Origin of the sequence: Enterobacter cloacae complex sp. P1B, from assembly GCF_014982345.1 — a bacterium.
GTDB classification, from domain to species: Bacteria; Pseudomonadota; Gammaproteobacteria; order Enterobacterales; family Enterobacteriaceae; genus Enterobacter; species Enterobacter bugandensis.
On the sequence record NZ_JADCLF010000009.1, the window covers coordinates 1 to 22,742 of the forward strand.

The 22,742-nt window shown below is 57.9% G+C and carries 23 protein-coding genes; 18 read left to right on the top strand and 5 right to left on the bottom strand.

All coding sequences use genetic code 11. From position 1 onward, the window contains the following. Positions 1-235 precede the first annotated feature (235 nt). Positions 236-1,189, top strand: coding sequence for a nickel/cobalt transporter (locus INF77_RS10445; protein WP_193532257.1), 954 nt, complete (start codon positions 236-238; stop codon positions 1,187-1,189). 33 nt (positions 1,190-1,222) lie between these two features. On the opposite strand, the gene proP is transcribed toward INF77_RS10445, so the two are convergent. Then, entirely contained in the window at positions 1,223-2,725 is a 1,503-nt protein-coding gene (gene proP, locus INF77_RS10450; RefSeq protein ID WP_041911505.1) for a glycine betaine/L-proline transporter ProP, read from the bottom strand. A 649-nt stretch (positions 2,726-3,374) separates the two neighbouring features. On the opposite strand from proP, the gene kdgT reads away from it, so the two are divergent. Next, positions 3,375-4,367, top strand: coding sequence for a 2-keto-3-deoxygluconate transporter (gene kdgT, locus INF77_RS10455; protein WP_028015220.1), 993 nt, complete (start codon positions 3,375-3,377; stop codon positions 4,365-4,367). Positions 4,368-4,422: 55 nt separating this feature from the next. Here the strand turns inward: kdgT and INF77_RS10460 are convergent, their stop codons facing one another. Both INF77_RS10460 and crfC read right to left on the bottom strand, forming a co-directional pair. Then, the gene (locus tag INF77_RS10460) at positions 4,423-5,298 is read right to left on the bottom strand and encodes a diguanylate cyclase regulator RdcB family protein (RefSeq protein ID WP_028015219.1); all 876 of its coding nucleotides are present in this window, start codon (positions 5,296-5,298) and stop codon (positions 4,423-4,425) included. Next, positions 5,295-7,649 carry a clamp-binding protein CrfC gene (gene crfC / locus INF77_RS10465; RefSeq protein WP_193532256.1) on the bottom strand — a complete coding sequence of 785 codons (2,355 nt, stop codon included), beginning with the start codon at positions 7,647-7,649 and terminating at the stop codon, positions 5,295-5,297. Before crfC ends, INF77_RS10460 begins: the two co-directional genes overlap by 4 nt. A gap of 593 nt (positions 7,650-8,242) precedes the next feature. Between crfC and INF77_RS10470 the strand changes: the two genes are divergently transcribed. The 16 genes from INF77_RS10470 (at position 8,243) to phnP (ending at position 19,893) form a co-directional block, all read left to right on the top strand. Beyond that, positions 8,243-8,578 (top strand): zinc ribbon domain-containing protein YjdM, encoded by a 336-nt coding sequence (locus tag INF77_RS10470; protein WP_028015217.1) that lies wholly within the window; start codon positions 8,243-8,245, stop codon positions 8,576-8,578. 81 nt (positions 8,579-8,659) lie between these two features. Further along, positions 8,660-9,097, top strand: a complete 438-nt coding sequence (gene yjdN, locus INF77_RS10475) for a VOC family metalloprotein YjdN (RefSeq protein ID WP_028015216.1) — start codon at positions 8,660-8,662, stop codon at positions 9,095-9,097. 136 nt (positions 9,098-9,233) lie between these two features. Continuing rightward, on the top strand, positions 9,234-10,022 hold the full coding sequence (gene phnC, locus INF77_RS10480; protein ID WP_193532255.1) for a phosphonate ABC transporter ATP-binding protein: 789 nt from the start codon (positions 9,234-9,236) through the stop codon (positions 10,020-10,022). Between the two features lie 23 nt (positions 10,023-10,045). Further along, on the top strand, positions 10,046-11,062 hold the full coding sequence (phnD, locus tag INF77_RS10485; RefSeq protein ID WP_028015214.1) for a phosphonate ABC transporter substrate-binding protein: 1,017 nt from the start codon (positions 10,046-10,048) through the stop codon (positions 11,060-11,062). Positions 11,063-11,113: 51 nt separating this feature from the next. Further along, entirely contained in the window at positions 11,114-11,893 is a 780-nt protein-coding gene (gene phnE, locus INF77_RS10490; protein WP_028015213.1) for a phosphonate ABC transporter, permease protein PhnE, read from the top strand. A 20-nt stretch (positions 11,894-11,913) separates the two neighbouring features. Beyond that, complete coding sequence (gene phnF / locus INF77_RS10495; RefSeq protein WP_041911508.1) at positions 11,914-12,639, top strand: phosphonate metabolism transcriptional regulator PhnF; 726 nt, start codon at positions 11,914-11,916, stop codon at positions 12,637-12,639. Further along, the gene (gene phnG / locus INF77_RS10500; RefSeq protein ID WP_028015211.1) at positions 12,640-13,092 is read left to right on the top strand and encodes a phosphonate C-P lyase system protein PhnG; all 453 of its coding nucleotides are present in this window, start codon (positions 12,640-12,642) and stop codon (positions 13,090-13,092) included. Beyond that, positions 13,089-13,673: a phosphonate C-P lyase system protein PhnH gene (phnH, locus tag INF77_RS10505; RefSeq protein WP_193532254.1), complete on the top strand. Its 585-nt coding sequence runs from the start codon at positions 13,089-13,091 to the stop codon at positions 13,671-13,673. Before phnG ends, phnH begins: the two co-directional genes overlap by 4 nt. After that, complete coding sequence (locus INF77_RS10510; protein ID WP_028015209.1) at positions 13,673-14,737, top strand: carbon-phosphorus lyase complex subunit PhnI; 1,065 nt, start codon at positions 13,673-13,675, stop codon at positions 14,735-14,737. The genes phnH and INF77_RS10510 overlap by 1 nt, the downstream gene beginning before the upstream one ends. Next, positions 14,730-15,575: an alpha-D-ribose 1-methylphosphonate 5-phosphate C-P-lyase PhnJ gene (phnJ, locus tag INF77_RS10515; RefSeq protein ID WP_041911512.1), complete on the top strand. Its 846-nt coding sequence runs from the start codon at positions 14,730-14,732 to the stop codon at positions 15,573-15,575. The genes INF77_RS10510 and phnJ overlap by 8 nt, the downstream gene beginning before the upstream one ends. After that, positions 15,572-16,327 carry a phosphonate C-P lyase system protein PhnK gene (phnK, locus tag INF77_RS10520; protein ID WP_045261067.1) on the top strand — a complete coding sequence of 252 codons (756 nt, stop codon included), beginning with the start codon at positions 15,572-15,574 and terminating at the stop codon, positions 16,325-16,327. Before phnJ ends, phnK begins: the two co-directional genes overlap by 4 nt. Positions 16,328-16,336: 9 nt before the next feature. Beyond that, complete coding sequence (gene phnL / locus INF77_RS10525) at positions 16,337-17,017, top strand: phosphonate C-P lyase system protein PhnL (protein ID WP_047366876.1); 681 nt, start codon at positions 16,337-16,339, stop codon at positions 17,015-17,017. Continuing rightward, entirely contained in the window at positions 17,014-18,150 is a 1,137-nt protein-coding gene (gene phnM, locus INF77_RS10530) for an alpha-D-ribose 1-methylphosphonate 5-triphosphate diphosphatase (RefSeq protein WP_048958900.1), read from the top strand. Before phnL ends, phnM begins: the two co-directional genes overlap by 4 nt. Beyond that, positions 18,147-18,698, top strand: coding sequence for a ribose 1,5-bisphosphokinase (gene phnN, locus INF77_RS10535; protein ID WP_102863634.1), 552 nt, complete (start codon positions 18,147-18,149; stop codon positions 18,696-18,698). Before phnM ends, phnN begins: the two co-directional genes overlap by 4 nt. Continuing rightward, positions 18,691-19,125: an aminoalkylphosphonate N-acetyltransferase gene (gene phnO, locus INF77_RS10540; RefSeq protein ID WP_193532253.1), complete on the top strand. Its 435-nt coding sequence runs from the start codon at positions 18,691-18,693 to the stop codon at positions 19,123-19,125. Before phnN ends, phnO begins: the two co-directional genes overlap by 8 nt. A gap of 9 nt (positions 19,126-19,134) precedes the next feature. Next, positions 19,135-19,893, top strand: coding sequence for a phosphonate metabolism protein PhnP (phnP, locus tag INF77_RS10545; RefSeq protein ID WP_041911517.1), 759 nt, complete (start codon positions 19,135-19,137; stop codon positions 19,891-19,893). Between the two features lie 52 nt (positions 19,894-19,945). On the opposite strand, the gene yjdP is transcribed toward phnP, so the two are convergent. Both yjdP and INF77_RS10555 read right to left on the bottom strand, forming a co-directional pair. Beyond that, positions 19,946-20,269 carry a DDRRRQL repeat protein YjdP gene (gene yjdP / locus INF77_RS10550; protein WP_028015201.1) on the bottom strand — a complete coding sequence of 108 codons (324 nt, stop codon included), beginning with the start codon at positions 20,267-20,269 and terminating at the stop codon, positions 19,946-19,948. Between the two features lie 69 nt (positions 20,270-20,338). After that, positions 20,339-22,618, bottom strand: coding sequence for an ATP-binding protein (locus tag INF77_RS10555; protein WP_193532252.1), 2,280 nt, complete (start codon positions 22,616-22,618; stop codon positions 20,339-20,341). Positions 22,619-22,742: the final 124 nt, after the last annotated feature.

Sequence of the window (22,742 nt, forward strand, 5' to 3'; positions counted from 1 at the left end):
GTGATTCACATCCGCCGTGTCGATGGAGGCGCATTATAGGGAGTTCTCCGCGGGCCGCAACCGCTAAATGACAGAAAAATGACTGACTGCTGCATTCCCCAGCAAAACCCCGCCTTATACCCTTTTACGCACAGACTTATCCACAATTACAGCAAGATCCTGATGCGATCCTGCGAACTGAAAGAGAAGATCAACTATACTAGCGGCAAATATTCTTCTCCGCAGAGCTCCTCTGATGAATACACAACGCCTGCCTCGCGACTGGCGCCTCCCTACGGCCGGATTGATGCTGCTGACCATCCTCTTCGCCGCTTTTACGCTGCATACGCACTGGAACGCCTTTATCCAGTGGTGCCTTGCCACGCAGATTACGCTGCACCGTTATCTGGTGATGTATCTACTGCAGCTTAATAACAACCAGTACAGCGGTGGATTATGGCTCTTAACAGGCGCTTTCTTTTATGGCGTCCTTCACGCCATCGGGCCGGGGCACGGGAAGTTCATCGTGACAACCTACCTGAGCACAAATAAGGAGAGCGAACTGGCCGCACGCACCGTTCCCTTTCTTGGCAGCCTGATGCAGGGCGTCAGCGCCATTCTGTTTGTCTTTATTCTGGCAGTAGGATTTAACCTCGCGTCAGGGGATATCAGCACCAGCCGCTGGTATGTCGAGAAGATAAGCGCCGTGCTGATTGGCGCGTTTGGTGCTTTCATCATTTACCAGGCGCTGAAAAGCCTGCGGCCTCAAAGAATAAGGATCTCAGCCATCACTCCCCTTCATCAGCACTATGAACACTGTGGCTGTGGTCATCACGGCGTGGGCGCAGATCTGACACAAGGTGACTGGAAAACGCGTCTGGGCGTCATTCTGGCGATTGGCGCACGTCCGTGCAGCGGTGCAATCATGATTCTGATGTTTTCGAACGCGCTGGGCATTGTCACCTGGGGAATGGCGGCCGTTATGACCATGTCTTTAGGAACGGCACTCTCTATTATGGGGCTATCACTGGCGGTTCGTTATGCCCGTGAACGCACGGTGGCATGGTTCGGGGGAGATAGCGCGTTCAGATGGCTGGTACCGGCAGTTAAAATTGCTGGAGGTATCATCCTGATCCTGTTCGCGACCGTCCTGTTCCTGACCGTCATCCCCATTAGCGCCAACGGCGACTACATCGCCGCCGGATGCTAATAAAAGAAAACCCGCCGTTGGCGGGTTTCTTTATTACTCGTTAATGCGGGGATGTTGATCAACAAGACGGGAGCGTTTCTTCTGCAGCTCTTCAATCTCTGCGTCGATATCCTCAATTTTCTGCTCAACGTTATCGTAGTGCTCGCGCAGGATTTCTTTCGCTTCCTGAATATCAGATGCCGCAGGCGTCGCCCCTTTCAGAGGACGGTTCGCCGTCTCCTTCATGGTCAGGCCGGTCGCCAGGCCGACTACCGCAATAACCATCAGGTAGTAGGCTGGCATCATCAGGTTCTGCGTGCTTTCCACCAGAGAGGCGGCAAGCGTAGGCGTCAGGCCGGCAATCAGAACGGAGATGTTGAACGCCGCCGCCAGCGCACTATAACGAATGTGCGTCGGGAACATCGCAGGTAATGTGGATGCCATCACCCCGATAAAGCAGTTCAGGATCACCGCCAGCATCAGCAGACCCGCGAAAATCAGACCCAGCACGTTACTGTTGATCAGAATAAACGCCGGGATCGCCAGCGCGAACAGCGCTACGCTACCCAGGATGATAAACGGTCGACGGCCAAAGCGGTCGCTCAGCAGACCCATAATCGGCTGTACAAACAGCATACCCACCATGATGGCGATAATAATCAGCACGCCGTGATCTTCCGAGTAGTGCAGGTTATGCGACAGATAGCTCGGCATGTAGGTCAGCAGCATGTAGTAAGTGACGTTGGTGGAAATCACCAGACCAATACAGGTCAGCAGGCTGCGCCAGTGCTTTGTCGCAATCTCTTTAAAGGACACTTTCGGGCCGTCCTGCAGCCCTTCGCGGTCACCCTGCTCCAGTTTCTCAACGTGCTGCTGGAACGCAGGTGTCTCTTCCAGCGCATGTCGCAGGTAAAGACCGATAATACCCAGCGGGAGCGCGATAAAGAACGGGATACGCCAGCCCCAGTCGAGGAAGTTCTCCTCACCGACCACGGTTGAAATCAGAACCACGACGCCCGCGCCCATCACGAACCCGGCAATCGAACCGAAGTCCAGCCAGCTGCCCATAAAGCCGCGCTTACGGTCAGGGGAATACTCCGCGACGAAGATCGACGCCCCGGTATACTCGCCCCCGACAGAGAAGCCCTGCGCCATCTTACAGAGCAACAGCAGAATAGGTGCCCAGATGCCGATCGTGGCATAGGACGGTATTAGGCCGATACAGAACGTACTGATCGACATAATGACAATGGTGATAGCGAGTATTTTCTGGCGACCGTATTTGTCACCGAGCATACCGAAGAACAGACCACCCAGCGGGCGGATCAGGAAAGGAACGGAGAATGTACCCAGCGCGGCAATCATCTGCAGGCTTGGGTCAGCACCGGGGAAGAACACTTTACCTAATGCATAGGCAACAAAGCCGTAGACACCGAAATCGAACCATTCCATCGCATTACCGAGCGAGGCGGCGGTGATCGCTTTACGCAGTTTAGCGTCATCAATAATGGTGACGTCGCGAAGCGTAATGGGTTTAACCTTTTTCCTTCTTAGCATAGCTTTCCTCGTAGACTTAGCCCTGTCCGTTCCACAGCCAACTCGCACTCTGTGAACCCGAGATCCGCTCCGTGCGAACCTCCATCTTCAAGCGTAGCAGGTTTACTTACATTGACGTTTACCGTCGATACAACCGAACCTGTTGACGCCTGTCTGGGCAGTTAATGACCTTTTTACCCTACCAGCGTTTATATTTGTGATCAACTTCACACATATATTTATACTGCGTCAGGTGAAGACAGTTTTTGTCAACTACCGCAAATAAGTACTTTCTCAACCTTCCAGAGCCCTCATTTTCGGCCTCATCCTTTTTCTTTTCCCAACAGAATAAAAAGCCATATTTTTTACAAGAGATTTACATAAATTTTCAGCTCTCACAACGCGCCGTAAAGTTTACATTCAATATGTGATGAAGATAACTAAAACACCGTTTTATTTTCATTGAATCGATATTCCATCGATCGCATGATAATTCCTGAAACATAGCGACGCATGTTTTCTGACGAGAGGAAACGAGAGCGCTAACTGAATTTCGGTGCAGGGTTATCACAAACCAATCATCAAGAGCACCCTTCATCAAATTGAATTTATTGATTTTTTTATTCGCACCTGCCGCTCACCATGAGAGGCGAAATTGTGAGGGTTAGAGATGAAGATTAAAGCCACGATAGAACGCATACCGGGTGGTATGATGCTGGTGCCGCTGGTACTCGGTGCTATTCTGAATACATTAGCACCTGAAACCGGGGCTTATTTTGGTGGTTTCACAAAGGGGATGATTACGGGTACCGTTCCCATCCTGGCGGTCTGGTTCTTTTGTATCGGCGCATCCATTAATTTGCGGGCAACCGGTACCGTATTACGCAAATCCGGAACGCTGGTGATAACCAAAATAGCGGTTGCCTGGGTGGTCGCAATGATATGCGCGATGTTCATTCCTGAAAATGGAATTCAGACCGGTTTCTTCGCCGGGTTATCCGTCCTGGCGATTGTCTCGGCGATGGACATGACCAACGGCGGGCTGTATGCCAGCCTGATGAACCAGTATGGAACGAAAGAGGAGTCCGGCGCGTTTGTTTTGATGTCTCTGGAGTCCGGCCCGCTCATGACGATGTTGATCCTGGGGTCCGCTGGCCTGGCTTCTTTTGAGCCCCATCATTTTGTCGGCGCGATCCTGCCATTCCTGATCGGCTTCGCACTGGGCAATCTGGATCACGATCTGCGTGATTTCTTCAGCAAAGCCACGCCGGTGCTGATCCCATTCTTTGGCTTTGCGCTGGGTAACACCATCAACCTGAACGTGATTCTGGATACGGGACTGCTGGGGATTGTGCTGGGTGTCGCGGTTATCATCATCACCGGTATTCCGCTGATCATTGCTGACCGCGTAATCGGGGGAGGAAACGGCACGGCGGGCGTCGCCGCCTCTTCAGCCGCAGGCGCTGCCGTTGCAAACCCGGTGATTATCGCCCAGATTAACCCGGCCTTCGAACCGGTGGCCGCGTCCGCGACGGCACTGGTTGCCGCCAGCGTGATTGTCACCGCAATCCTGGTGCCCATCATCACGGCGCTATACGCGAAACGCTACGGAAATGTGCAAGAGATCCCGCCTGAACCGAAACCGATAGAAATGAATCACTAACACACCGCGCCAGCCATCCTCTCTCCCCTGGGGGGAGAGGGTCAGGATGTGGGGTTCAACCAAAAATCTCTTCCACCATTGCATCCACCAGCCGTTTTGCCGAACACAGCCTCGGCATACCCAGCGCGACAGTCTGCCAGTTTTGCGTCACTGACCAACTCACCGGGTGTATATCCGCCTGACACCAGTCGCCCAGCCAGCCCAGCATGTCTTTGTGATCGATTAAACCCGCCGAAGCGGGTGTGGTCAGCCATTGATGATAGAAATGGCGCGTTGTGGGAGACGCATTGATGCCCTGCGCGAGGTAGTTGGCGGCCATGCTGCGTAAATTATCCTTGAGCATGGCCGACACATCGTTGTTCGCCAGACGGCAGGCATCGCCAAATGCTCCCCAACGCAGCTCTTCCAGAACAATGAAGCAGCGCCCGGCCAAAGACCAGCCATCATAGTGACCGGCTCGCCAGCGGGTGAAAATTTGTTCACTGTGCTCGCCCGCCTGTACCGTCAGTCCACGCTGGGTCAGCGCCTTTTCTTTATAGGCGGCACGTTGGGTAAAATGAGAGGAGAGCTCCGCATACTGTTCAAGCAGGCCGGGAGATGGCTGAGCGCGCAGGTGAGCCTGCTGGCACAGTGCAGTCAGTTTATCGGCCATCAGCGTCAGCGCAAGATGGCCTGGATCCAACATGCCGGCGAGTTTTTCCGCCAGCCCCAGGCGCAGGGCCGCGTTCTCGTTAAGCATTCCCGCCATCGCCCAGGGCCGTAGCCGGGTATGCGTCATGATCTCCTGAGTCAAACGTTCACGAAACTGCAGCTGCTGCGGCCCCAGATGGGGATGGCGCGCCGCGTCCACGCCCTGCACAAGATCGACCATAAACCTGGGATGAATACACTCCAGCGTCCGCCCGGGACCGTCCAGTAGCTGTGTTGTCATGGTTGCTCTGCTGCGAATAGAGTTTGAATGTCATCGCGTAACAGTCGGGTATCTTCCTGAATCCACGTCGCAGTCGAAATGCTTTGCTTCAACAGCTGGCTGAGCGCTCGGGTTGAATGCTCATTTTGTTGACGCACTGCGAGGCTATCACGCAAGCTTTCCTGTAACCCGGTCAGGCATAACGAAAATTCTGCAAAGAACGTCGCCATTCCGGCCGTAACAGAGACATCGACCTGCGCGGACAAAGCTTTACGTATTTGTTCACAAAACTGATCAATATGTTGCTTAAATTTGTCATGCAGTTGCGCAATGTCGATAACATAGTGCGTGCGCGTGACCACATACTCATCCCAGCCCCAGCCCGGATTATTGAGCCAACGCGAAACGGTTTCACGCATACTGCTCCCGGCGGAAAGTTGACCTGCCGGGCGGTTATCCTGTGCAATGGCATCGTTAAACAGCGCGCGCGTATTGAAGTCAAGCTGGTTTGCCTGAAAAGCCGGGAAGCTGATCCGCGCCCGGAAGCCGGCATGGCTCAGATGCTCTTTTATACGCGTTTCAATGGGGCGGATAGCGTCATTCAGCGAGCGCGCCAGCGTAGATTCCAGCTGATCGAAGCGTAACGCCAGCTCCCGGGCAATTTTTGCCTGCGCATCCAGCATGATGAGTTCACAGGAGGAGCGAATTTTACTCAGGACGATCTGCGCCTGACCTTCATCATCCAGAACCAGCGGTTCCCGCTCTTGCAGTTTATCACTGCGGCGATTCAGCCGCTCAACGCCTGCCAAATCAAGAATATTTTGAGTGCTGAACACATGGCCCACTGCCTGGTGAAGCGCCGATTTTTCGGCCTCCATAAAGTCCGCGGTCGCGTTCAGCGCCTGGTCAACTTCATGTTTCACCTCATCGCTCACCGCGCTCTGGCGCGTCTGCAGCAGCGCCATATCCTCTTCAAGACGCGCGATGTTCAGTTCCAGCCCCTCAAAGGCCACCGTCAGCCCCTGATAGCGGAAGTCGAGATACTCCCGGGCATTTTGCGCGTAGTTGAGCAGCTTATGCGAGGCCGAGCGCAGCGCGAATAGCGAGGCATTGGCATAGGCGGCGTAAATCAGTTTGCGTATCGGCTGTTCAAACAGCGAATCTTCCCAGAGCAAATCGGCTGCGTGACGGATATGGTTTATATCGTCCAGGTCCGCCGAACGCCAGCGGCGTCCGAGTGCGGCTTCGGCAAAATCCTGCACCCAGGGCTGCTCCTGATGATCCGGCAGGCGTCCACGGGCATTCATCTCGTTGCGGGCGCGGTTTGCCAGATACGCCCACATAGAGGAAACAGGGTAGATCTGGCCAGGCGAAATAGTGCCTTTCATTAAGGTACCGGAGATCATCGCCCTGACCTGCTCTTCATCGTCGCTATTGCGATCCTTCTGGTCGAATTTATTCACCAGCGCATACAGAGGCACTGATTTCCCCGCAACCGAAATAGCCTGACGGACCTCTTCATCAGAAATAGATTTAAGCTGGGTATAATCCATCACCGCCAGCACCGCCGACGCGCGGGCTAGCTGTTCGCTAAGCATTTTTTGCAGATGCGGTTGTCCGGCCTCATTGGGGCCGGGGGTATCGAGCAGCGTCAGCTGCCCGAGGTGCGCATCCAGACCCGCAAGATGCACGAACTCCACTTCAATCACCGGAATATGTTCGATGGCCGCGTATTCAGAGAACGGAAACGCCACGCCCAGCGCCTGGGAGAGCCTCACCAGGTCATTGAGACTTTTCAGGCAATGAAATATTGGCTGCGCCCCGAGATGATGCTTTTCAAAGGCCTCGCCTTTCTCAATACGCTCCAGCAGCGTATTCATGTCCTTATCAATTTCCAGTTGCAGAGCCAGCTTGCCGCGATCGTAATCGCCAAGCTTTTTCTGCAGCAGGTGAATCAAATCATCAATAGGAGAGACATGTGAGAAGTGGAGCACCGGCTCTTTCTGGCCTGGCGTATGACGTATCAGCGTAGGCAGCGCCGTCATTGGGCGGTTGCGGTTCGGCAACACTTCGGTACCCACAATGGCATTAATGGTGGTCGATTTCCCCGCTTTCATCGTGCCAACGATAGCCAGAACCATTTCCAGACGTGTTATTTTGCGTAATTCATTATTCAGCGTTGCCTGCTGCGCTTCGACGCCGCGCGCACTAAAATGCAAAGGCAGCACGTTGTTCTTTTCACCTGTAATAGCAGCCGTCGTGCTCTCCAGCTTCGCTGTCGGCATTGATTTCAGGGTATCGAGATTTTGCAGGGCAAGCTGTAACAAACGCTCAGCTTCCTGACTTAATTCAAAAATGGTCTGTGTGTGCATGATAAAAGCCTTTCCTTAACGCAAATTTATTACTTTTATTAAGCCACTTGTATTAATTATGATGTTCAGGCTTATATGATCACGTGTGGAAAACATGTTCACCAAAATATAACTAATTGAAGATAATCAGAAATAAATGGCTATCCCTGCATGGCGTGTAAAGCTCTCCTCAAGGCCTGAAAGCCAAAAGATAAAAAGCCTGGCCCATTTTAAGAAGCTTCAGGATATATCATCATTATTTACCCACCTAAAAAGAGAGGGATAGGCCGCCAACATAAGAAATGCATGGCAGTAAAGTTCGAAGATAAATAACAATGCGTTGCTTCACCTTATCCGAAATGAAGGTGCGTAGCAATTTGCCGCAATAAAATATTCGATATATTTAGCGACTTCTCTTTCCACCGTGTTAATGACGTTAGCATCGCTTAGCTGACTGACAGTAAGTGTCACTCGCAACACATTTTCTGCGTTTTTTAAATTCACAATAGCACCGACAAAAGTGTGGATTTGCGTTATACTTGCCGCCTTTTTCGGCACTCTGCCGTCATTTAGCTGGCACTTTCCAGCGCGTTAACACTTTTGAGGATACCGACATGCAACTCCCACACTGCCCAAAATGCAATTCTGAATACACATACGAAGATAATGGCATGTTCATCTGCCCGGAATGTGCACACGAATGGAATGATGCCGAGCCAGCGCAGGACGCTGATGCGCTGGTCGTCAAAGATGCCAACGGTAATCTGCTGGCGGATGGCGACAGCGTCACCGTGGTGAAAGATCTTAAGGTGAAAGGCAGCTCTTCCATGCTGAAGATCGGCACCAAAGTGAAGAATATCCGTCTGGTGGAAGGCGATCATAATATCGATTGCAAAATTGACGGCTTCGGTCCGATGAAACTGAAATCTGAGTTCGTGAAAAAGAACTGATTTAACCCGCCCGGTAGCGCTTCGCTTACCGGGCTTTCGGGAACTACACTTAACGGGCTTTTCTTACGTGAGGTAAAGATTATGCCGTTAAGTCCCTACATCTCTTTTGCCGGCAACTGTGCAGAGGCTACCGCCTTCTATCAGCAGGCCGTCGGCGCAGAACTCCTCTATAAAATCACCTTCGGCGAAATGCCAAAAAGCGATAACAGCGAAGAAGGCTGTCCGTCCGGCATGCAGTTTCCGGATTCGGCTATCGCTCACTCCAACGTTCGCATTGCGGGCAGCGATATCATGATGAGCGACGGGCTGCCGCCGGGCAGCAGCGCACAATACGCGGGCTTCACGCTGGTGCTCGACACGCAGGATGTGTCAGAAGGCAAGCGCTGGTTCGACAACCTTGCCGATGGCGGGAATATCGACATGGCCTGGCAGGAAACCTTCTGGGCGCACGGCTTCGGTAAGGTCACCGACAAGTACGGCGTGCCGTGGATGATTAACGTCGTTAAGCAGCAGCACTAATTTTCGGGCGGTGGGCGGTCTGCCTCCGCCTGTCATCAAACTCCCCTCAACTCTTCAAACTCCCGCAACCTGCACTTAACCCAAATGTCATATTGATGCGCCAGCATGAGGCCACATTTATCGTGAGGCCCAGCACATGCACACTGTCATCCGCGTCGAGAAACTGAGCAAGACCTTCAATCACAACAAGGCGCTGCATGCCGTTGATCTGACCGTCCAGCAGGGCGAAATGGTGGCGCTGCTGGGGCCGTCCGGTTCAGTAAAATCCACCCTTCTGCGTCACTTAAGCGGCCTTATTACCTGCGATAAAACGCCGGAAAGCCGCGTCGAGCTGCTGGGTAACACCGTGCAGCATGCGGGCCGTCTGGCGAGCGATATTCGCAAAAGCCGCGCCCGGACGGGCTACATCTTTCAGCAGTTCAACCTGGTGAACCGCCTGACGGTGCTGGAGAACGTGCTGATTGGCGCGCTCGGCAGCACCCCGTTCTGGCGCACCTGCCTGCGCTGGTTCTCCCCATCACAGAAGCAGGAAGCCTTACAGGCGCTGACCCGCGTCGGCATGGCGCACTTCGCCCACCAGCGCGTGTCCACGCTGTCTGGCGGGCAGCAGCAGCGCGTCGCTATCGCCCGCGCCCTGATGCAGAAAGCCAAAATCATTCTCGCCGATGAGCCCATCGCCTCGTTGGATCCGGAGTCGGCCCGCATCGTGATGGAAACCCTGCGCGACATCAACCAGAACGACGGCATCACCGTGGTGGTGACGCTGCATCAGGTGGATTACGCCCTGCGCTACTGCGAGCGCATCGTCGCCCTGCGTCAGGGCCACGTGTTCTTCGATGGCGCCAGCCATCTGTTTGATAACGAACGTTTTGACCATCTCTACCGCAGCGTAAACCGCGTCGAAGAACGCGCGCAGGCTGCTTAACGCCCCGATAACGAGGAATGGAAATGAACTACAAAGCCGTTGCCGCGCTGGCCTTCACCAGCATGTTCAGCATCAGCACCCTGTTAAGCCCGGCGTACGCCGAAGAGCAGGAAAAAGCGTTGAACTTTGGCATCATTTCAACGGAATCACAGCAAAACCTGAAGCCGCAGTGGGAACCGTTCCTGAAAGATATGGAAACCAAACTGGGGATCAAAGTGAACGCCTTCTTCGCCCCGGACTACGCGGGCATCATCCAGGGGATGCGCTTTAACAAAGTGGACATCGCCTGGTACGGCAACCTTTCCGCCATGGAAGCGGTGGACCGCGCCAACGGTCAGGTCTTTGCCCAGACCGTTGCGGCAGATGGTTCTCCAGGATACTGGAGCGTGCTGATCGTCAACAAAGACAGCCCGATCAACAACCTCAACGACATGATCGCCAAACGCAAAGATCTGACCTTTGGCAACGGCGATCCGAACTCCACCTCCGGCTTCCTCGTCCCTGGCTACTACGTCTTCGCGAAAAACAACATCTCCGCCAGCGACTTTAAGCGCACCGTCAACGCCAGCCACGAAACCAACGCGCTGGCCGTGGCGAACAAGCAGGTGGACGTTGCCACCAATAACACCGAAAACCTCGACAAGCTGAAAACCTCCGCCCCTGACAAGCTGAAAGAGCTGAAGGTCATCTGGAAATCCCCGCTGATCCCCGGCGACCCGATCGTCTGGCGCAAAAATCTCTCCGAAAGCACCAAGGACAAGGTCTACGACTTCTTTATGAACTACGGCAAAACGCCGGAAGAGAAAGCGGTTCTGGAACGTCTGGGCTGGGCACCGTTCCGCGCGTCCAGCGATCTGCAGCTGGTCCCGATTCGCCAGCTGGCGCTGTTTAAGCAGATGCAGGCCGTGAAGGACAACAAAGGGCTGAAGGAAGAGGAGAAGACCAGCAAAGTCTCTGAAATCCAGGCCCAGCTGGAAGACCTCGACCGCCTGACCGCCGCGCTGGGTGCGATGACGAGCGTGAATAAAGCGGTGCAGTAACACAAGTCCCCTCTCCCTTGGGGGAGAGGGGGAACAGATTAAGGAGCCAACATGCAAACCATCACCCTCCCGCCGCCGAAGCGCAGCTGGTTCTCGCTCATAAGCTGGGCCATCCTGCTGGCGGTACTCGTTATCTCCTGGAAGGGCGCGGAGATGGATCCGCTGCTGCTCTTCAAAGATTCCGGCAACATGGCGACCTTCGCCGCCGACTTCTTCCCGCCGGATTTCAGCCAGTGGCAGGACTACCTCAGCGAAATGGCCATCACCCTGCAAATCGCCGTCTGGGGCACCGCCCTCGCCGTCGTTCTCTCCATTCCGTTCGGCCTGATGAGCGCCGAAAACATCGTACCGTGGTGGGTTTACCAGCCGATGCGTCGCCTGATGGACGCCTGTCGCGCCATCAACGAAATGGTCTTTGCGATGCTGTTCGTTGTCGCCGTTGGCCTGGGTCCGTTCGCCGGCGTGATGGCACTGTTCATCCACACCACCGGCGTGCTCTCCAAGCTGCTCTCGGAAGCGGTTGAAGCCATCGAGCCCGGCCCGGTGGAAGGTATTCGCGCAACCGGCGCCAACAAAATCGAAGAGATCCTCTACGGCGTCCTGCCGCAGGTGATGCCGCTGCTGATCTCCTACTCGCTGTACCGCTTCGAGTCCAACGTTCGCTCCGCCACCGTGGTCGGTATGGTGGGCGCAGGCGGGATTGGCGTCACCCTGTGGGAAGCGATTCGCGGTTTCCAGTTCCAGCAAACCTGCGCCCTGATGGTGCTCATCATCGTCACCGTCAGCCTGCTGGATTTCCTCTCTCAACGCTTGCGTAAGCACTTCATCTGATTAGCGAGGCTTTGATTGGTATGCACTTATCCAGACATCCGACCAGTTACCCTACCCGCTGGCAAGAGATTGCGGCCAGGCTCGAAGTGGAGCTGCGCACGCATTACCGCTGCGGTGACTACCTGCCCGCCGAGCAGCAACTTGCCGACCGCTACGAGGTGAACCGCCACACCCTGCGCCGCGCCATTGACCAGCTGGTGGAGCGCGGCTGGGTGCAGCGCCGTCAGGGCGTCGGCGTGCTGGTGCTGATGCGCCCGTTTGACTACCCGCTCAACGCCCAGGCGCGTTTTAGCCAGAACCTGCTGGATCAGGGCAGCCATCCGACCAGCGAAAAGCTGCTCTCGGTACTGCGCCCGGCCTCCCGTCACGTGGCGGACGCGCTCGGGATTCAGGAGGGTGACAACGTCGTACACCTGCGTACGTTGCGCCGGGTCAACGGCGTGGCGGTCTGCCAGATCGACCACTACTTCGCGGACCTCACCCTCTGGCCAGTGCTGCAACATTTCGCCAGCGGTTCCCTGCATGATTTCCTTCAGGACGCGACGGGTATCGCGCTCAAACGCACCCAGACGCGCATCAGCGCCCGCCGTGCACAGGCGAAAGAGAGCAAGGTGCTGGAGATCCCCAACATGGCCCCGCTGCTCTGCGTGCGCACCCTCAACCACCGTGACGGCGAGATCAACGCGACGGAATACTCCGTCAGCCTGACCCGCGCCGACATGATTGAATTCACCATGGAGCACTGAATGCACTTCGACACCTCCACCCGACAGCGCTGGATGCGCGTGCTGGCCCATAGCCAGCCTGCTGCGCTGGCCGCCCGCATGAACGCACTCGGCCTGACGCCGGACTACGACACGATCCGCGCGCCGGAGATCGGCCTGGTGCAGATCCAGGCACGCATGGGCGGCACCGGCGAGCGCTTCTTCGCCGGCGATGCCACCCTCACCCGCGCGGCTATCCGCCTTAACAGCGGCACGCTGGGTTATAGCTACGTACTTGGGCGAGACAAAACGCACGCCGAGCGCTGCGCGGTGATCGACGCGCTTTTACAGGAACACCCGCATTTCCAGACGTTAATGGAAACCCTTATTGCCCCGCTGGAAGCCGACCGCGCCGCACGCCTTGCCGCGCGTCAGGCCGAAGTGAACACCAGCCGGGTCGACTTCTTTACGCTCGTTCGCGGAGACAACGCATGACGCTTCAACCTGCTTTTACCCTGGCCGTCCAGGATGCCCAACAGAGTTTCCGTCGCCTGCTGAAGGCCATGAGCGAGCCGGGGGTGATTGTCTCCCTGCACCAGCTCTCGCAGGGCTGGCTGCCGCTGAACCTCGCCTCCACCAGCGTGCTGCTGACACTGGCGGACAACGACACCCCGGTATGGCTGTCAAGCGCATTGCTGAACGATATCGCCAGCCAGAACCTGCGCTTTCACACCAGCGCGCCGCTGGTCGATCAGCCCCAGCAGGCGGTCTTTGCCGTGGCCGACGAGCAAATCAGCCATGAACAGCTTAACGCCCTGAGCGAAGGCAGCGCCGTCGCACCGGAAACCAGCGCCACGCTGATCCTGCAAGTCTCCAGCCTGAGCGGTGGCCGCATGCTTCGCCTGACGGGCGCAGGCATCGCCGACGAGCGGATGGTCGCGCCCCAGCTACCGGAGTGCATCATCCATGAGCTGACCGAGCGCCCGCACCCGTTCCCGCTAGGCATTGACCTGATCCTGACCTGCGGCGAGCGCCTGCTGGCAATCCCGCGGACTACCCACGTGGAGGTGTGCTGATGTACGTAGCCGTCAAAGGAGGCGAAAAGGCGATCGCCGCCGCTCATGCCTTACAGGAGCACAGACGCCGGGGCGATGAACAGCTTCCCGAGCTGAGCGTCGCCCAAATTGAGCAACAGCTTAACCTCGCGGTTGACCGCGTGATGACCGAGGGCGGCGTTGCTGACCGCGAGCTTGCAGCGCTGGCGCTCAAGCAGGCCAGCGGCGATAACGTGGAAGCCATCTTCCTGCTGCGCGCCTGGCGCACCACCGTTCCCCGTCTGGCAGTCAGCGAGCCGGTGAACACGGCGGAAATGCGCCTGGAGCGCCGAATCTCTGCCGTTTATAAAGACATTCCCGGCGGCCAGCTGCTTGGCCCGACTTACGACTACACCCATCGTCTGCTGGACTTCACGCTGCTGGCGAACGGCGAAGCCCCAACGCTCAGCACTTCAGATGTCGAACAGGAACCGTCTCCGCACGTCTTCAGCCTGCTGGCAAACCAGGGGCTGGCGAAAGCGGAAGAAGACACTGGCGCCACGCCGGACGACGTCACCCGCACGCCGCCGGTCTACCCGTGCTCACGCTCGTCCCGTCTGCAACAGCTGATGCGCGGCGACGAAGGGTATCTGCTGGCGCTGGCCTACTCCACACAGCGCGGCTACGGGCGCAACCACCCGTTCGCGGCAGAAATCCGCAGCGGCTATCTCGACGTCGAAATCGTGCCGGAAGAGCTGGGTTTTGCGGTGAACGTCGGCGAACTGCTGATGACCGAGTGCGAAATGGTCAACGGTTTCGTCGCGCCAGAGAATGAAGACCCGCATTTTACCCGCGGCTACGGGCTGGTGTTTGGCCTCGGCGAGCGCAAGGCGATGGCGATGGCGCTGGTTGACCGCGCCCTGCAGGCACCGGACTACGGCGAGCACATTGCCGGCCCGGCGCAGGACGAAGAGTTCGTGCTGGCCCACGCGGACAACGTCGAGGCCGCAGGCTTTGTCTCGCACCTCAAGCTGCCGCACTACGTCGATTTCCAGGCCGAACTGGAACTGCTGAAACGCCTGCAACGGGAGCGCGCCAATGGCTAACTTAAGCGGCTACAACTTTGCCTATCTGGATGAGCAAACTAAACGCATGATCCGCCGCGCCATTTTAAAAGCGGTGGCTATTCCGGGCTATCAGGTGCCGTTTGGTGGCCGTGAAATGCCGATGCCGTACGGCTGGGGCACGGGCGGCATTCAGATCACCGCCAGCGTGATTGGCGAAGCGGACGTGCTGAAGGTTATCGACCAGGGCGCGGACGATACCACCAACGCCGTGTCGATCCGCAACTTCTTTAAGCGCGTGACGGGCGTCAACACCACCGAAAAAACCGAAGACGCGACGCTGATCCAGACCCGCCACCGAATTCCGGAGACTCCGCTGACGGAAGATCAGATTCTGATTTTCCAGGTGCCGATCCCGGAGCCGCTGCGCTTTATCGAGCCGCGCGAAACCGAGACCCGCACCATGCACGCACTGGAAGAGTACGGGATCATGCAGGTCAAACTGTATGAAGATATCGCCCGCTTCGGCCATATCGCCACCACCTACGCCTACCCGGTGAAGGTCAACGGGCGCTACGTCATGGACCCGTCGCCGATCCCAAAATTCGACAATCCGAAGATGGACATGATGCCTGCCCTGCAGCTCTTTGGTGCCGGACGTGAAAAACGCATCTACGCCGTACCGCCGTATACGCGTGTCGAAAGCCTGGATTTCGACGATCACCCGTTTACGGTGCAGGAGTGGGACGAGCCGTGCGCCATCTGCGGATCCAAACACAGCTATCTCGATGAAGTGGTGCTGGACGATACGGGCAAACGGATGTTTGTCTGCTCCGACACCGATTACTGCCGCCAACAGAGCGAGGCGAACGGCCAATGAAACCGCTGCTTTCGGTTAATAACCTGACCCACCTTTATGCGCCGGGAAAAGGCTTCAGCGACGTGTCGTTCGAGCTGTGGCCGGGCGAAGTGCTGGGCATTGTCGGCGAGTCCGGCTCCGGCAAAACCACCCTGCTGAAGTCCATCTCCGCGCGCCTGACGCCGCAACACGGCGAGATCCTGTATCAGGGACGCTCCCTCTACGACATAAGCGAGGCCGAGCGCCGTCGCCTGCTGCGCACCGAGTGGGGCGTGGTGCATCAGCACCCGATGGACGGCCTGCGCCGTCAGGTGTCGGCGGGAGGCAATATCGGCGAACGGCTGATGGCCACCGGCGCGCGCCACTACGGCAACATCCGCGCCACCGCACAGCACTGGCTGGAGGAGGTGGAGATCCCCGCCTCGCGCATTGACGACCTGCCAACCACCTTTTCCGGCGGTATGCAGCAGCGTTTGCAAATTGCCCGCAATCTGGTCACCCATCCAAAGCTGGTATTTATGGATGAACCCACCGGCGGGCTGGACGTCTCCGTGCAGGCCCGCCTGCTCGACCTGCTGCGCGGCCTGGTGGTGGAGCTGAACCTGGCGGTGGTGATTGTCACCCACGATCTGGGCGTTGCGCGCCTGCTGGCGGACCGCCTGCTGGTGATGAAGCAGGGTCAGGTGGTGGAAAGTGGGCTGACCGACCGCGTGCTCGACGATCCACATCATCCGTACACCCAGCTGCTGGTGTCGTCGGTATTACAGAATTAAGAGGCCAACATGATCCACGTTGAAAATGTCAGTAAGACCTTTGTGCTCCACCAGCAAAATGGCGTGCGCCTGCCGGTGCTGCAAAATGCCTCGTTAGAGGTGAGTCAGGGTGAATGCGTGGTGCTGCACGGCCACTCCGGCAGCGGTAAATCGACCCTGCTGCGCTCCCTGTACGCCAACTATTTACCGGACGAAGGCCACATCCATATTCGCCATAACGAAGAGTGGGTCGATCTGGTTCAGGCCCCGGCGCGCAAGGTGCTGGAAGTGCGCCGCTCAACGATCGGCTGGGTTAGCCAGTTCCTGCGGGTGATCCCGCGGATCTCCGCCCTGGACGTGGTGATGCAGCCCCTGCTGGATCTCGGCGTGCCGCGCGAAACCTGCGCCGCCAGGGCCGCCAGCCTGCTGACGCGCCTCAACGTGCCGGAGCGCCTGTGGCACCTCGCCCCGTCGACCTTTTCCGGCGGCGAGCAGCAGCGCGTGAATATCGCGCGCGGGTTTATCGTCGACTATCCGATTTTACTGCTGGATGAACCCACCGCCTCGCTCGACGCTAAAAACAGCGCAGCGGTGATAGCGCTGATCGAACAGGCCAAAGCGCGCGGGGCGGCGATCGTCGGGATCTTCCACGACGACGCCGTCCGCAATCGCGTAGCGGACAGGCTGCACCCGATGGGGACAAACGCATGATTATCAATAATGTCAGGCTGGTGCTGGAAAATGAGGTCGTGAAGGGTTCGGTTGAAATCCAGGATGGCATCATCCGCGCCTTTGCCGAAACCCAAAGCCGTTCCCCTGAAGCGATGGACGGCGACGGCGGCTGGCTGCTGCCGGGGCTGATTGAGCTGCATACCGATAATCTGGATAAATTCTTCACCCCGCGCCCGAAGGTGGACTGGCCCGCCCATTCGGCGATGAGCAGCCACGACGCGCTGATGGTCGCCAGCGGCATCACCACGGTGCTGGACGCGGTGGCGATCGGCGACGTGCGCGACGGCGGCGATCGTCTGGAAAATCTGGAAAAGATGATCAACGCCGTGGAGGAGACGCAAAAGCGCGGCCTCAACCGCGCCGAGCACCGCCTGCACCTGCGCTGCGAGCTGCCGCACCACACCACCCTGCCGCTGTTTGAAAAGCTGGTCGGACGCGAGCCGGTGTCGCTGGTCTCCCTGATGGATCACTCCCCGGGGCAGCGCCAGTTCGCCAACATTGAAAAGTACCGTGAATACTATCAGGGCAAATACTCGCTCAACGACGCGGAGATGGCGCGCTACGAAGAAGAGCAGCTGGCGCTTGCGGCACAATGGTCGCAGCCGAACCGTCTCTCCATTGCCGCGATGTGTCGGGACCGCAACATTGCGCTGGCCAGCCATGACGACGCCACGCACGATCACGTGCGCGAATCCCACCAGCTTGGCAGCGTGATCGCCGAATTTCCCACCACGTTCGAAGCGGCTGAAGCCTCCCGCAAACACGGCATGAACGTGCTGATGGGCGCGCCGAACATCGTGCGCGGCGGCTCGCACTCCGGCAACGTGGCGGCAAGCAAACTCGCTTCCCTCGGCCTGCTGGATATCCTCTCGTCTGACTACTACCCCGCCAGCCTGCTGGACGCGGCCTTCCGCGTTGCAGACGACGAGGACAACCGCTTTACGCTGCCGCAGGCGATTCGACTGGTGACGAAAAACCCGGCCAGCGCGCTCAACCTTCACGACCGCGGTGAGATTGCCGAAGGCAAACGGGCAGACCTGGTGCTGGCGCACCGCAAGGGCGAGCACGTTCATATCGACCACGTCTGGCGTCAGGGAAAAAGGGTGTTCTGATGGGAAGACTCATCTGGTTAATGGGCCCGTCCGGCTCGGGAAAAGACAGCCTGCTGTCGGCGTTACGGCAGCGGGAACATTCACAGCTGCTGGTGGCGCACCGCTACATTACCCGCGCGGCGAACGTTGGCAGTGAAAACCATATCGCCCTGAGCGAGCAGGAGTTTTTTACCCGCGCCGGGCAAAATCTGCTGGCGCTGAGCTGGCACGCGAACGGCTTTTATTACGGCGTCGGCATCGAGATCGACCTCTGGCTGCACGCGGGCTTCGACGTGCTGGTTAACGGCTCGCGCGCACATCTGCCGCAGGCCAAAGCCCGGTACGAAGCGGCGCTGCTGCCAGTCTGTTTGCAGGTTTCTCCGGATATTCTGCGCAGCCGCCTGCAAAGCCGGGGGCGCGAAAATGCGCGTGAGATCGACCAGCGGCTGGAACGTGCGGCGCGCTACACTCCGTCGGGCTGTCACGTCCTCAATAACGACGGAAGTTTGCTACAGTCAGTCGAGACCTTTTTATCGCTTATTCGCCAGAAGGAGAGACAGCATGCCTGACTGCCAGCTTCGCCCCGCCACCACCGACGATGCACAAATTGTTTACGCCCTGATCTGTGAACTGAAGCAGGCAGAGTTCGATCACCAGGCGTTTCACGCCGGATTTCTGGCCAACCTTCAGGATCACAACATGCGCTACCAGCTTGCCGAGCTGGACGGACATGTCGTCGGCATGATCGGCCTGCACATGCAGTTTCACCTGCACCATGCCCGCTGGATCGGCGAGATCCAGGAGCTGGTGGTGATGCCGCAGGCGCGCGGGTTAAAGATTGGCAGCCAGCTGCTCGCCTGGGCAGAAGACGTTGCGCGGCAGGCTGGCGCCGAGCTAACGGAGCTCTCCACCAGCGTGAAGCGTACGGACGCGCAACGTTTTTACGTTCGTGAGGGATATACGCAGAGCCATTTTCGATTCACCAAACCGCTGTAGAGGTGCGTTATGAGTCTGACCATCACGTTAACGGGAACCGGAAGCGCACAGCTGGTCCCGGTCTTTGGCTGCGACTGCGCGGCGTGTCGCAGGGCGCGTTTGCAGGACAACTATCGCCGTCGCCCCTGTAGCGCGGTGGTCAAATTCAACGATGCAGTCACCCTGCTGGATGCGGGCATTCCGCACCTGATGGACGACTGGCCGGCGGGCAGCTTCCAGCAGTTTTTGCTCACGCACTATCATATGGATCACGTCCAGGGGCTGTTCCCCCTGCGCTGGGGCGTGGGCGCAACCATCCCCGTCTACGGTCCGCCGGATGAAGCGGGCTGTGACGACCTGTTCAAACACCCCGGCATTCTGGATTTCAGCCACACGGTCGAGCCGTTCGTGATGTTTGAGCTGCAGGGGCTGCGGGTCACGCCGCTGCCGCTCAACCATTCAAAACTGACCTTCGGGTATCTGCTGGAATCGGCCCATAGCCGCGTGGCGTGGCTTTCTGATACCGCCGGGCTGCCGGATAAAACGGTGACGTTTCTGCTCAACAATCAGCCACAGGCGATAATCATCGACTGCAGCCATGAACCGCGTCCGGAGACACCGCGCAACCACAGTGATTTAAATACGGTGATGGCCCTGAACGAGGTGATTGGCTGTCCGCAGGTGATCCTGACGCACATTAGCCATCAGTTTGACGCATGGATGATGGATAACCCGCTGCCGGACGGCATTGAAGCGGGATATGACGGGATGGTACTGGTGCTGGATTAGGTTTTCTTCCTCTCCCGTGGGAGAGGGTTGGGGTGAGGGCAACAGGCCGCACTTAGCCGCGATCGTAATCGTCTTCCAACCTGCGCTCGTCCTCTTCTAACCGACGCCTGTCGTCGTCCAGCTGACGCTGACGCTCGTCTAAGCGGCGGCGTCTGTCTTCGAGCTGCCGACGACGATCGTCGTACTGTCGGCTGTCGATTTGACGGCTGCGGTCGTAACGATCGTCGTCATCGTCATTACGGCTGCTGCTGGGGTTGTAGGCATCGTTGATCGCCTGCTGAATGTTGCCAATGGCGTCATCAATCACATCGGCATGCGCCAGTTGGCTGGTTAAAGTCAGCAGACCAAATAACAGGACGGTAGAGTAACGTTTCATAAGGCCAGACTCGCAGGGGAACTGGCCTTACGGTAATGAATGGCTGGGAACCGGGGTAGCGGAGGAATCTCAAATTACCATCACCTTCCGCAGCACCTGCGCCAGCTGCTGGCGGGTAAACGGCTTACGCAGTAACGGAACGTCCGGCAGCTGCGGGTTATGCGCCGGGCGCAAATCCTGCCCGCTGATCAGCAGCACCGGAAGCTGCGGATAATGGCTGCGCACATGGTTAATCACCTCGGCCCCGCTCAGGCTTCCGGGCAGCATCAGATCGCTGATAAACATGCCAATATCCGGCGACGCCGCCAGCATGTTCAGGGCCTGTTCGCCGCTGTCCGCTTCGAGCGTCAGGTAGCCAAGCTGATGCAGCTGTTCGCACAGGGTCTGGCGAACGTCCGCCTCATCTTCCAGCACCAGTACAAGCCGCTCGTTATCCACGGACGTTGTGGCAGCCAGCGCTTCATCCTCCGAAACGGCGGGCAGCGTCGAGCGCGGGAGGTGGAGCCGCACGGTCGTTCCTTGTCCCGGCGCGCTTTCGATCTCTACCCGCCCCCCGGACTGACGCACAAAACCGTACACCATCGACAGGCCCAGCCCGCTTCCGCTTCCGGTCTGCTTGGTGGTGAAGAACGGTTCAAAAACCCGGGATTTCACCTCCTGCGACATCCCGCTGCCGCGATCGATGACCTCCAGCGCTACCATATCCTGCCTGCGTCCGTCGCTGCGGGTTACGCGCTGGTTCCAGGTGCGAATTTTGATCGCCCCGCTCTGGCCTTCCATCGCATCACGGGCGTTCATCACCAGGTTGATAATGGCGTTTTCCAGCTGGCTGACGTCAATCCACGCGGGCCATGCCGGGGTTTGCGCTTCAATCTCCAGAGTAAGCGTGGCGGGCAGCGAGTGGCGCATCAGTTCCCGAAGGTTTTCCAGCAGGGGCAGCATCTCTACTGCATGCGGCGTCAGGGACTGTTTGCGGGAAAACGCCAGCAGCCGCTGGGTCAGCAGCGCGCCGCGTTCGGCAGCCTTCAGCGCACGGGTAATGCGCGGCGCGTCGTTTGATTCTGGGTCTGTCAGCTCAAGGCTGCCGATAATTACCGCCAGCAGGTTGTTAAAATCATGCGCCAACCCGCCGGTCAGCTGTCCGACGGCCTTCATCTTCTGGCTGTGCAGCAGCGCCTCTTCCAGCCCCTGACGCTCGATGCGGTCGATCTCCATCTGCGTGGTTTTCTCTTTCAGCAGACGCGTGGTGTGCTCAAGCGAGGCGGTGTTGCGGGCAAAAACGTTAAACGCCCGCGCCAGCTCGCCCAGCTCGTCGCGCCGCTGCAGCGCAGGAACAGAAACATCCTGTTCACCGTGGGCAAGTCGCGACATCGCCCGGGAGATGGCCGTCAGGTTGGAGCCCAGATTGCGGTAGATATACCAGCAGGCGCAGCCGGTGATGATCAGCGCCAGCACGGCGAAGATGCTGATAAACACGCTGATGGATTGCAACTCGTGATGGCTCTGGGCCGTGCGAAGCCGGGAAGCCTGCGCCACCTGCTCAACGTACTGATTAATATCGCTATTAAGGATCGCCACCAGTGCCTTAATGTGGAACATATACCAGCTGATGGACAGATCGCTCTCCTCCAGCTGCTTCGACAGCGGGGCAAGCTTGCGCAGCTCGGCGTTAAAATCGGGCAGAACGCCCTCCACGACCGGCTGTATGGCGCTTCGGGGCAGCGTGGCGGTCACGGCGTCCAGCTGCTGAACGGTAGCACGCGGCGAAGGTGTATCAATCGCGGCCGCGATCAGCCGATCCATCTCCATCAGTTGCCGCGCGTCCGGCACGTTGCTGCCGAAGCGGCGGTTGATGTCCTGAAGATGGCGTAAATAGCTCTGGCTTTGATAGAGCGAGCTCAGCAGCGCGTTACGCTCAAGATGCCGCTTTTGCCCACGCTCCAGCATCCCCGTTACGCTTTGCTGTAATTCATTGCTTCTGCGAATAATCCGCGCCACCAGCGCCGGCTCCTGCTGCGCCAGCGGGGCATCCGCCAACTGTTCCAGCGAGCGGCGCAGCGCCGTTTGCATCTGCTTCAGCCGCTCGGCCTCGCCTTTGTACTCCAGCGCCCCCACTACCTGCGAAAGCCGCACCGCCGCCGTTGCCACGTTGGCCGTGTCGCGCGCGAGGTTCATGCTCCCGGTCATGTCGTCCAGCGTTTGCTGTTGGACCTGCTCCTGGATCTGGCTGGCATGACGAAAGCCGAGCACCGCCACGCCGCTCACCATCAGCGTGACGGCGACCACCAGCAGGTTAAATATCAGCAGGCGACCGCGGGCGCTGGAGAAGAACGGGGGGCGTGAAGGCATGTTGACTCCGTAACTGTGATCCACATTCGCTATTCATAACTATGACAAATATGAACAGCTTCTGACATTTTGCATTTACGCACCTGTGATGAAGTGCAGATATCGACATTCACAGGAGATCCGC

Bases quoted from the DNA above. Each gene is read 5' to 3' on its own strand.
- INF77_RS10470 (WP_028015217.1), top strand. From the start codon at position 8,243: ATGCAACTCCCACACTGCCCAAAATGCAATTCTGAATACACATACGAA.
- crfC (WP_193532256.1), bottom strand. From the start codon at position 7,649: ATGCACACACAGACCATTTTTGAATTAAGTCAGGAAGCTGAGCGTTTG.
- phnL (WP_047366876.1), top strand. From the start codon at position 16,337: ATGATCCACGTTGAAAATGTCAGTAAGACCTTTGTGCTCCACCAGCAA.
- phnE (WP_028015213.1), top strand. From the start codon at position 11,114: ATGCAAACCATCACCCTCCCGCCGCCGAAGCGCAGCTGGTTCTCGCTC.
- INF77_RS10510 (WP_028015209.1), top strand. From the start codon at position 13,673: ATGTACGTAGCCGTCAAAGGAGGCGAAAAGGCGATCGCCGCCGCTCAT.
- phnF (WP_041911508.1), top strand. From the start codon at position 11,914: ATGCACTTATCCAGACATCCGACCAGTTACCCTACCCGCTGGCAAGAG.
- phnO (WP_193532253.1), top strand. From the start codon at position 18,691: ATGCCTGACTGCCAGCTTCGCCCCGCCACCACCGACGATGCACAAATT.
- proP (WP_041911505.1), bottom strand. From the start codon at position 2,725: ATGCTAAGAAGGAAAAAGGTTAAACCCATTACGCTTCGCGACGTCACC.
- phnJ (WP_041911512.1), top strand. From the start codon at position 14,730: ATGGCTAACTTAAGCGGCTACAACTTTGCCTATCTGGATGAGCAAACT.
- phnG (WP_028015211.1), top strand. From the start codon at position 12,640: ATGCACTTCGACACCTCCACCCGACAGCGCTGGATGCGCGTGCTGGCC.
- phnK (WP_045261067.1), top strand. From the start codon at position 15,572: ATGAAACCGCTGCTTTCGGTTAATAACCTGACCCACCTTTATGCGCCG.
- phnM (WP_048958900.1), top strand. From the start codon at position 17,014: ATGATTATCAATAATGTCAGGCTGGTGCTGGAAAATGAGGTCGTGAAG.
- INF77_RS10445 (WP_193532257.1), top strand. From the start codon at position 236: ATGAATACACAACGCCTGCCTCGCGACTGGCGCCTCCCTACGGCCGGA.
- INF77_RS10460 (WP_028015219.1), bottom strand. From the start codon at position 5,298: ATGACAACACAGCTACTGGACGGTCCCGGGCGGACGCTGGAGTGTATT.
- kdgT (WP_028015220.1), top strand. From the start codon at position 3,375: ATGAAGATTAAAGCCACGATAGAACGCATACCGGGTGGTATGATGCTG.
- yjdN (WP_028015216.1), top strand. From the start codon at position 8,660: ATGCCGTTAAGTCCCTACATCTCTTTTGCCGGCAACTGTGCAGAGGCT.
- phnP (WP_041911517.1), top strand. From the start codon at position 19,135: ATGAGTCTGACCATCACGTTAACGGGAACCGGAAGCGCACAGCTGGTC.
- yjdP (WP_028015201.1), bottom strand. From the start codon at position 20,269: ATGAAACGTTACTCTACCGTCCTGTTATTTGGTCTGCTGACTTTAACC.
- INF77_RS10555 (WP_193532252.1), bottom strand. From the start codon at position 22,618: ATGCCTTCACGCCCCCCGTTCTTCTCCAGCGCCCGCGGTCGCCTGCTG.
- phnH (WP_193532254.1), top strand. From the start codon at position 13,089: ATGACGCTTCAACCTGCTTTTACCCTGGCCGTCCAGGATGCCCAACAG.
- phnD (WP_028015214.1), top strand. From the start codon at position 10,046: ATGAACTACAAAGCCGTTGCCGCGCTGGCCTTCACCAGCATGTTCAGC.
- phnC (WP_193532255.1), top strand. From the start codon at position 9,234: ATGCACACTGTCATCCGCGTCGAGAAACTGAGCAAGACCTTCAATCAC.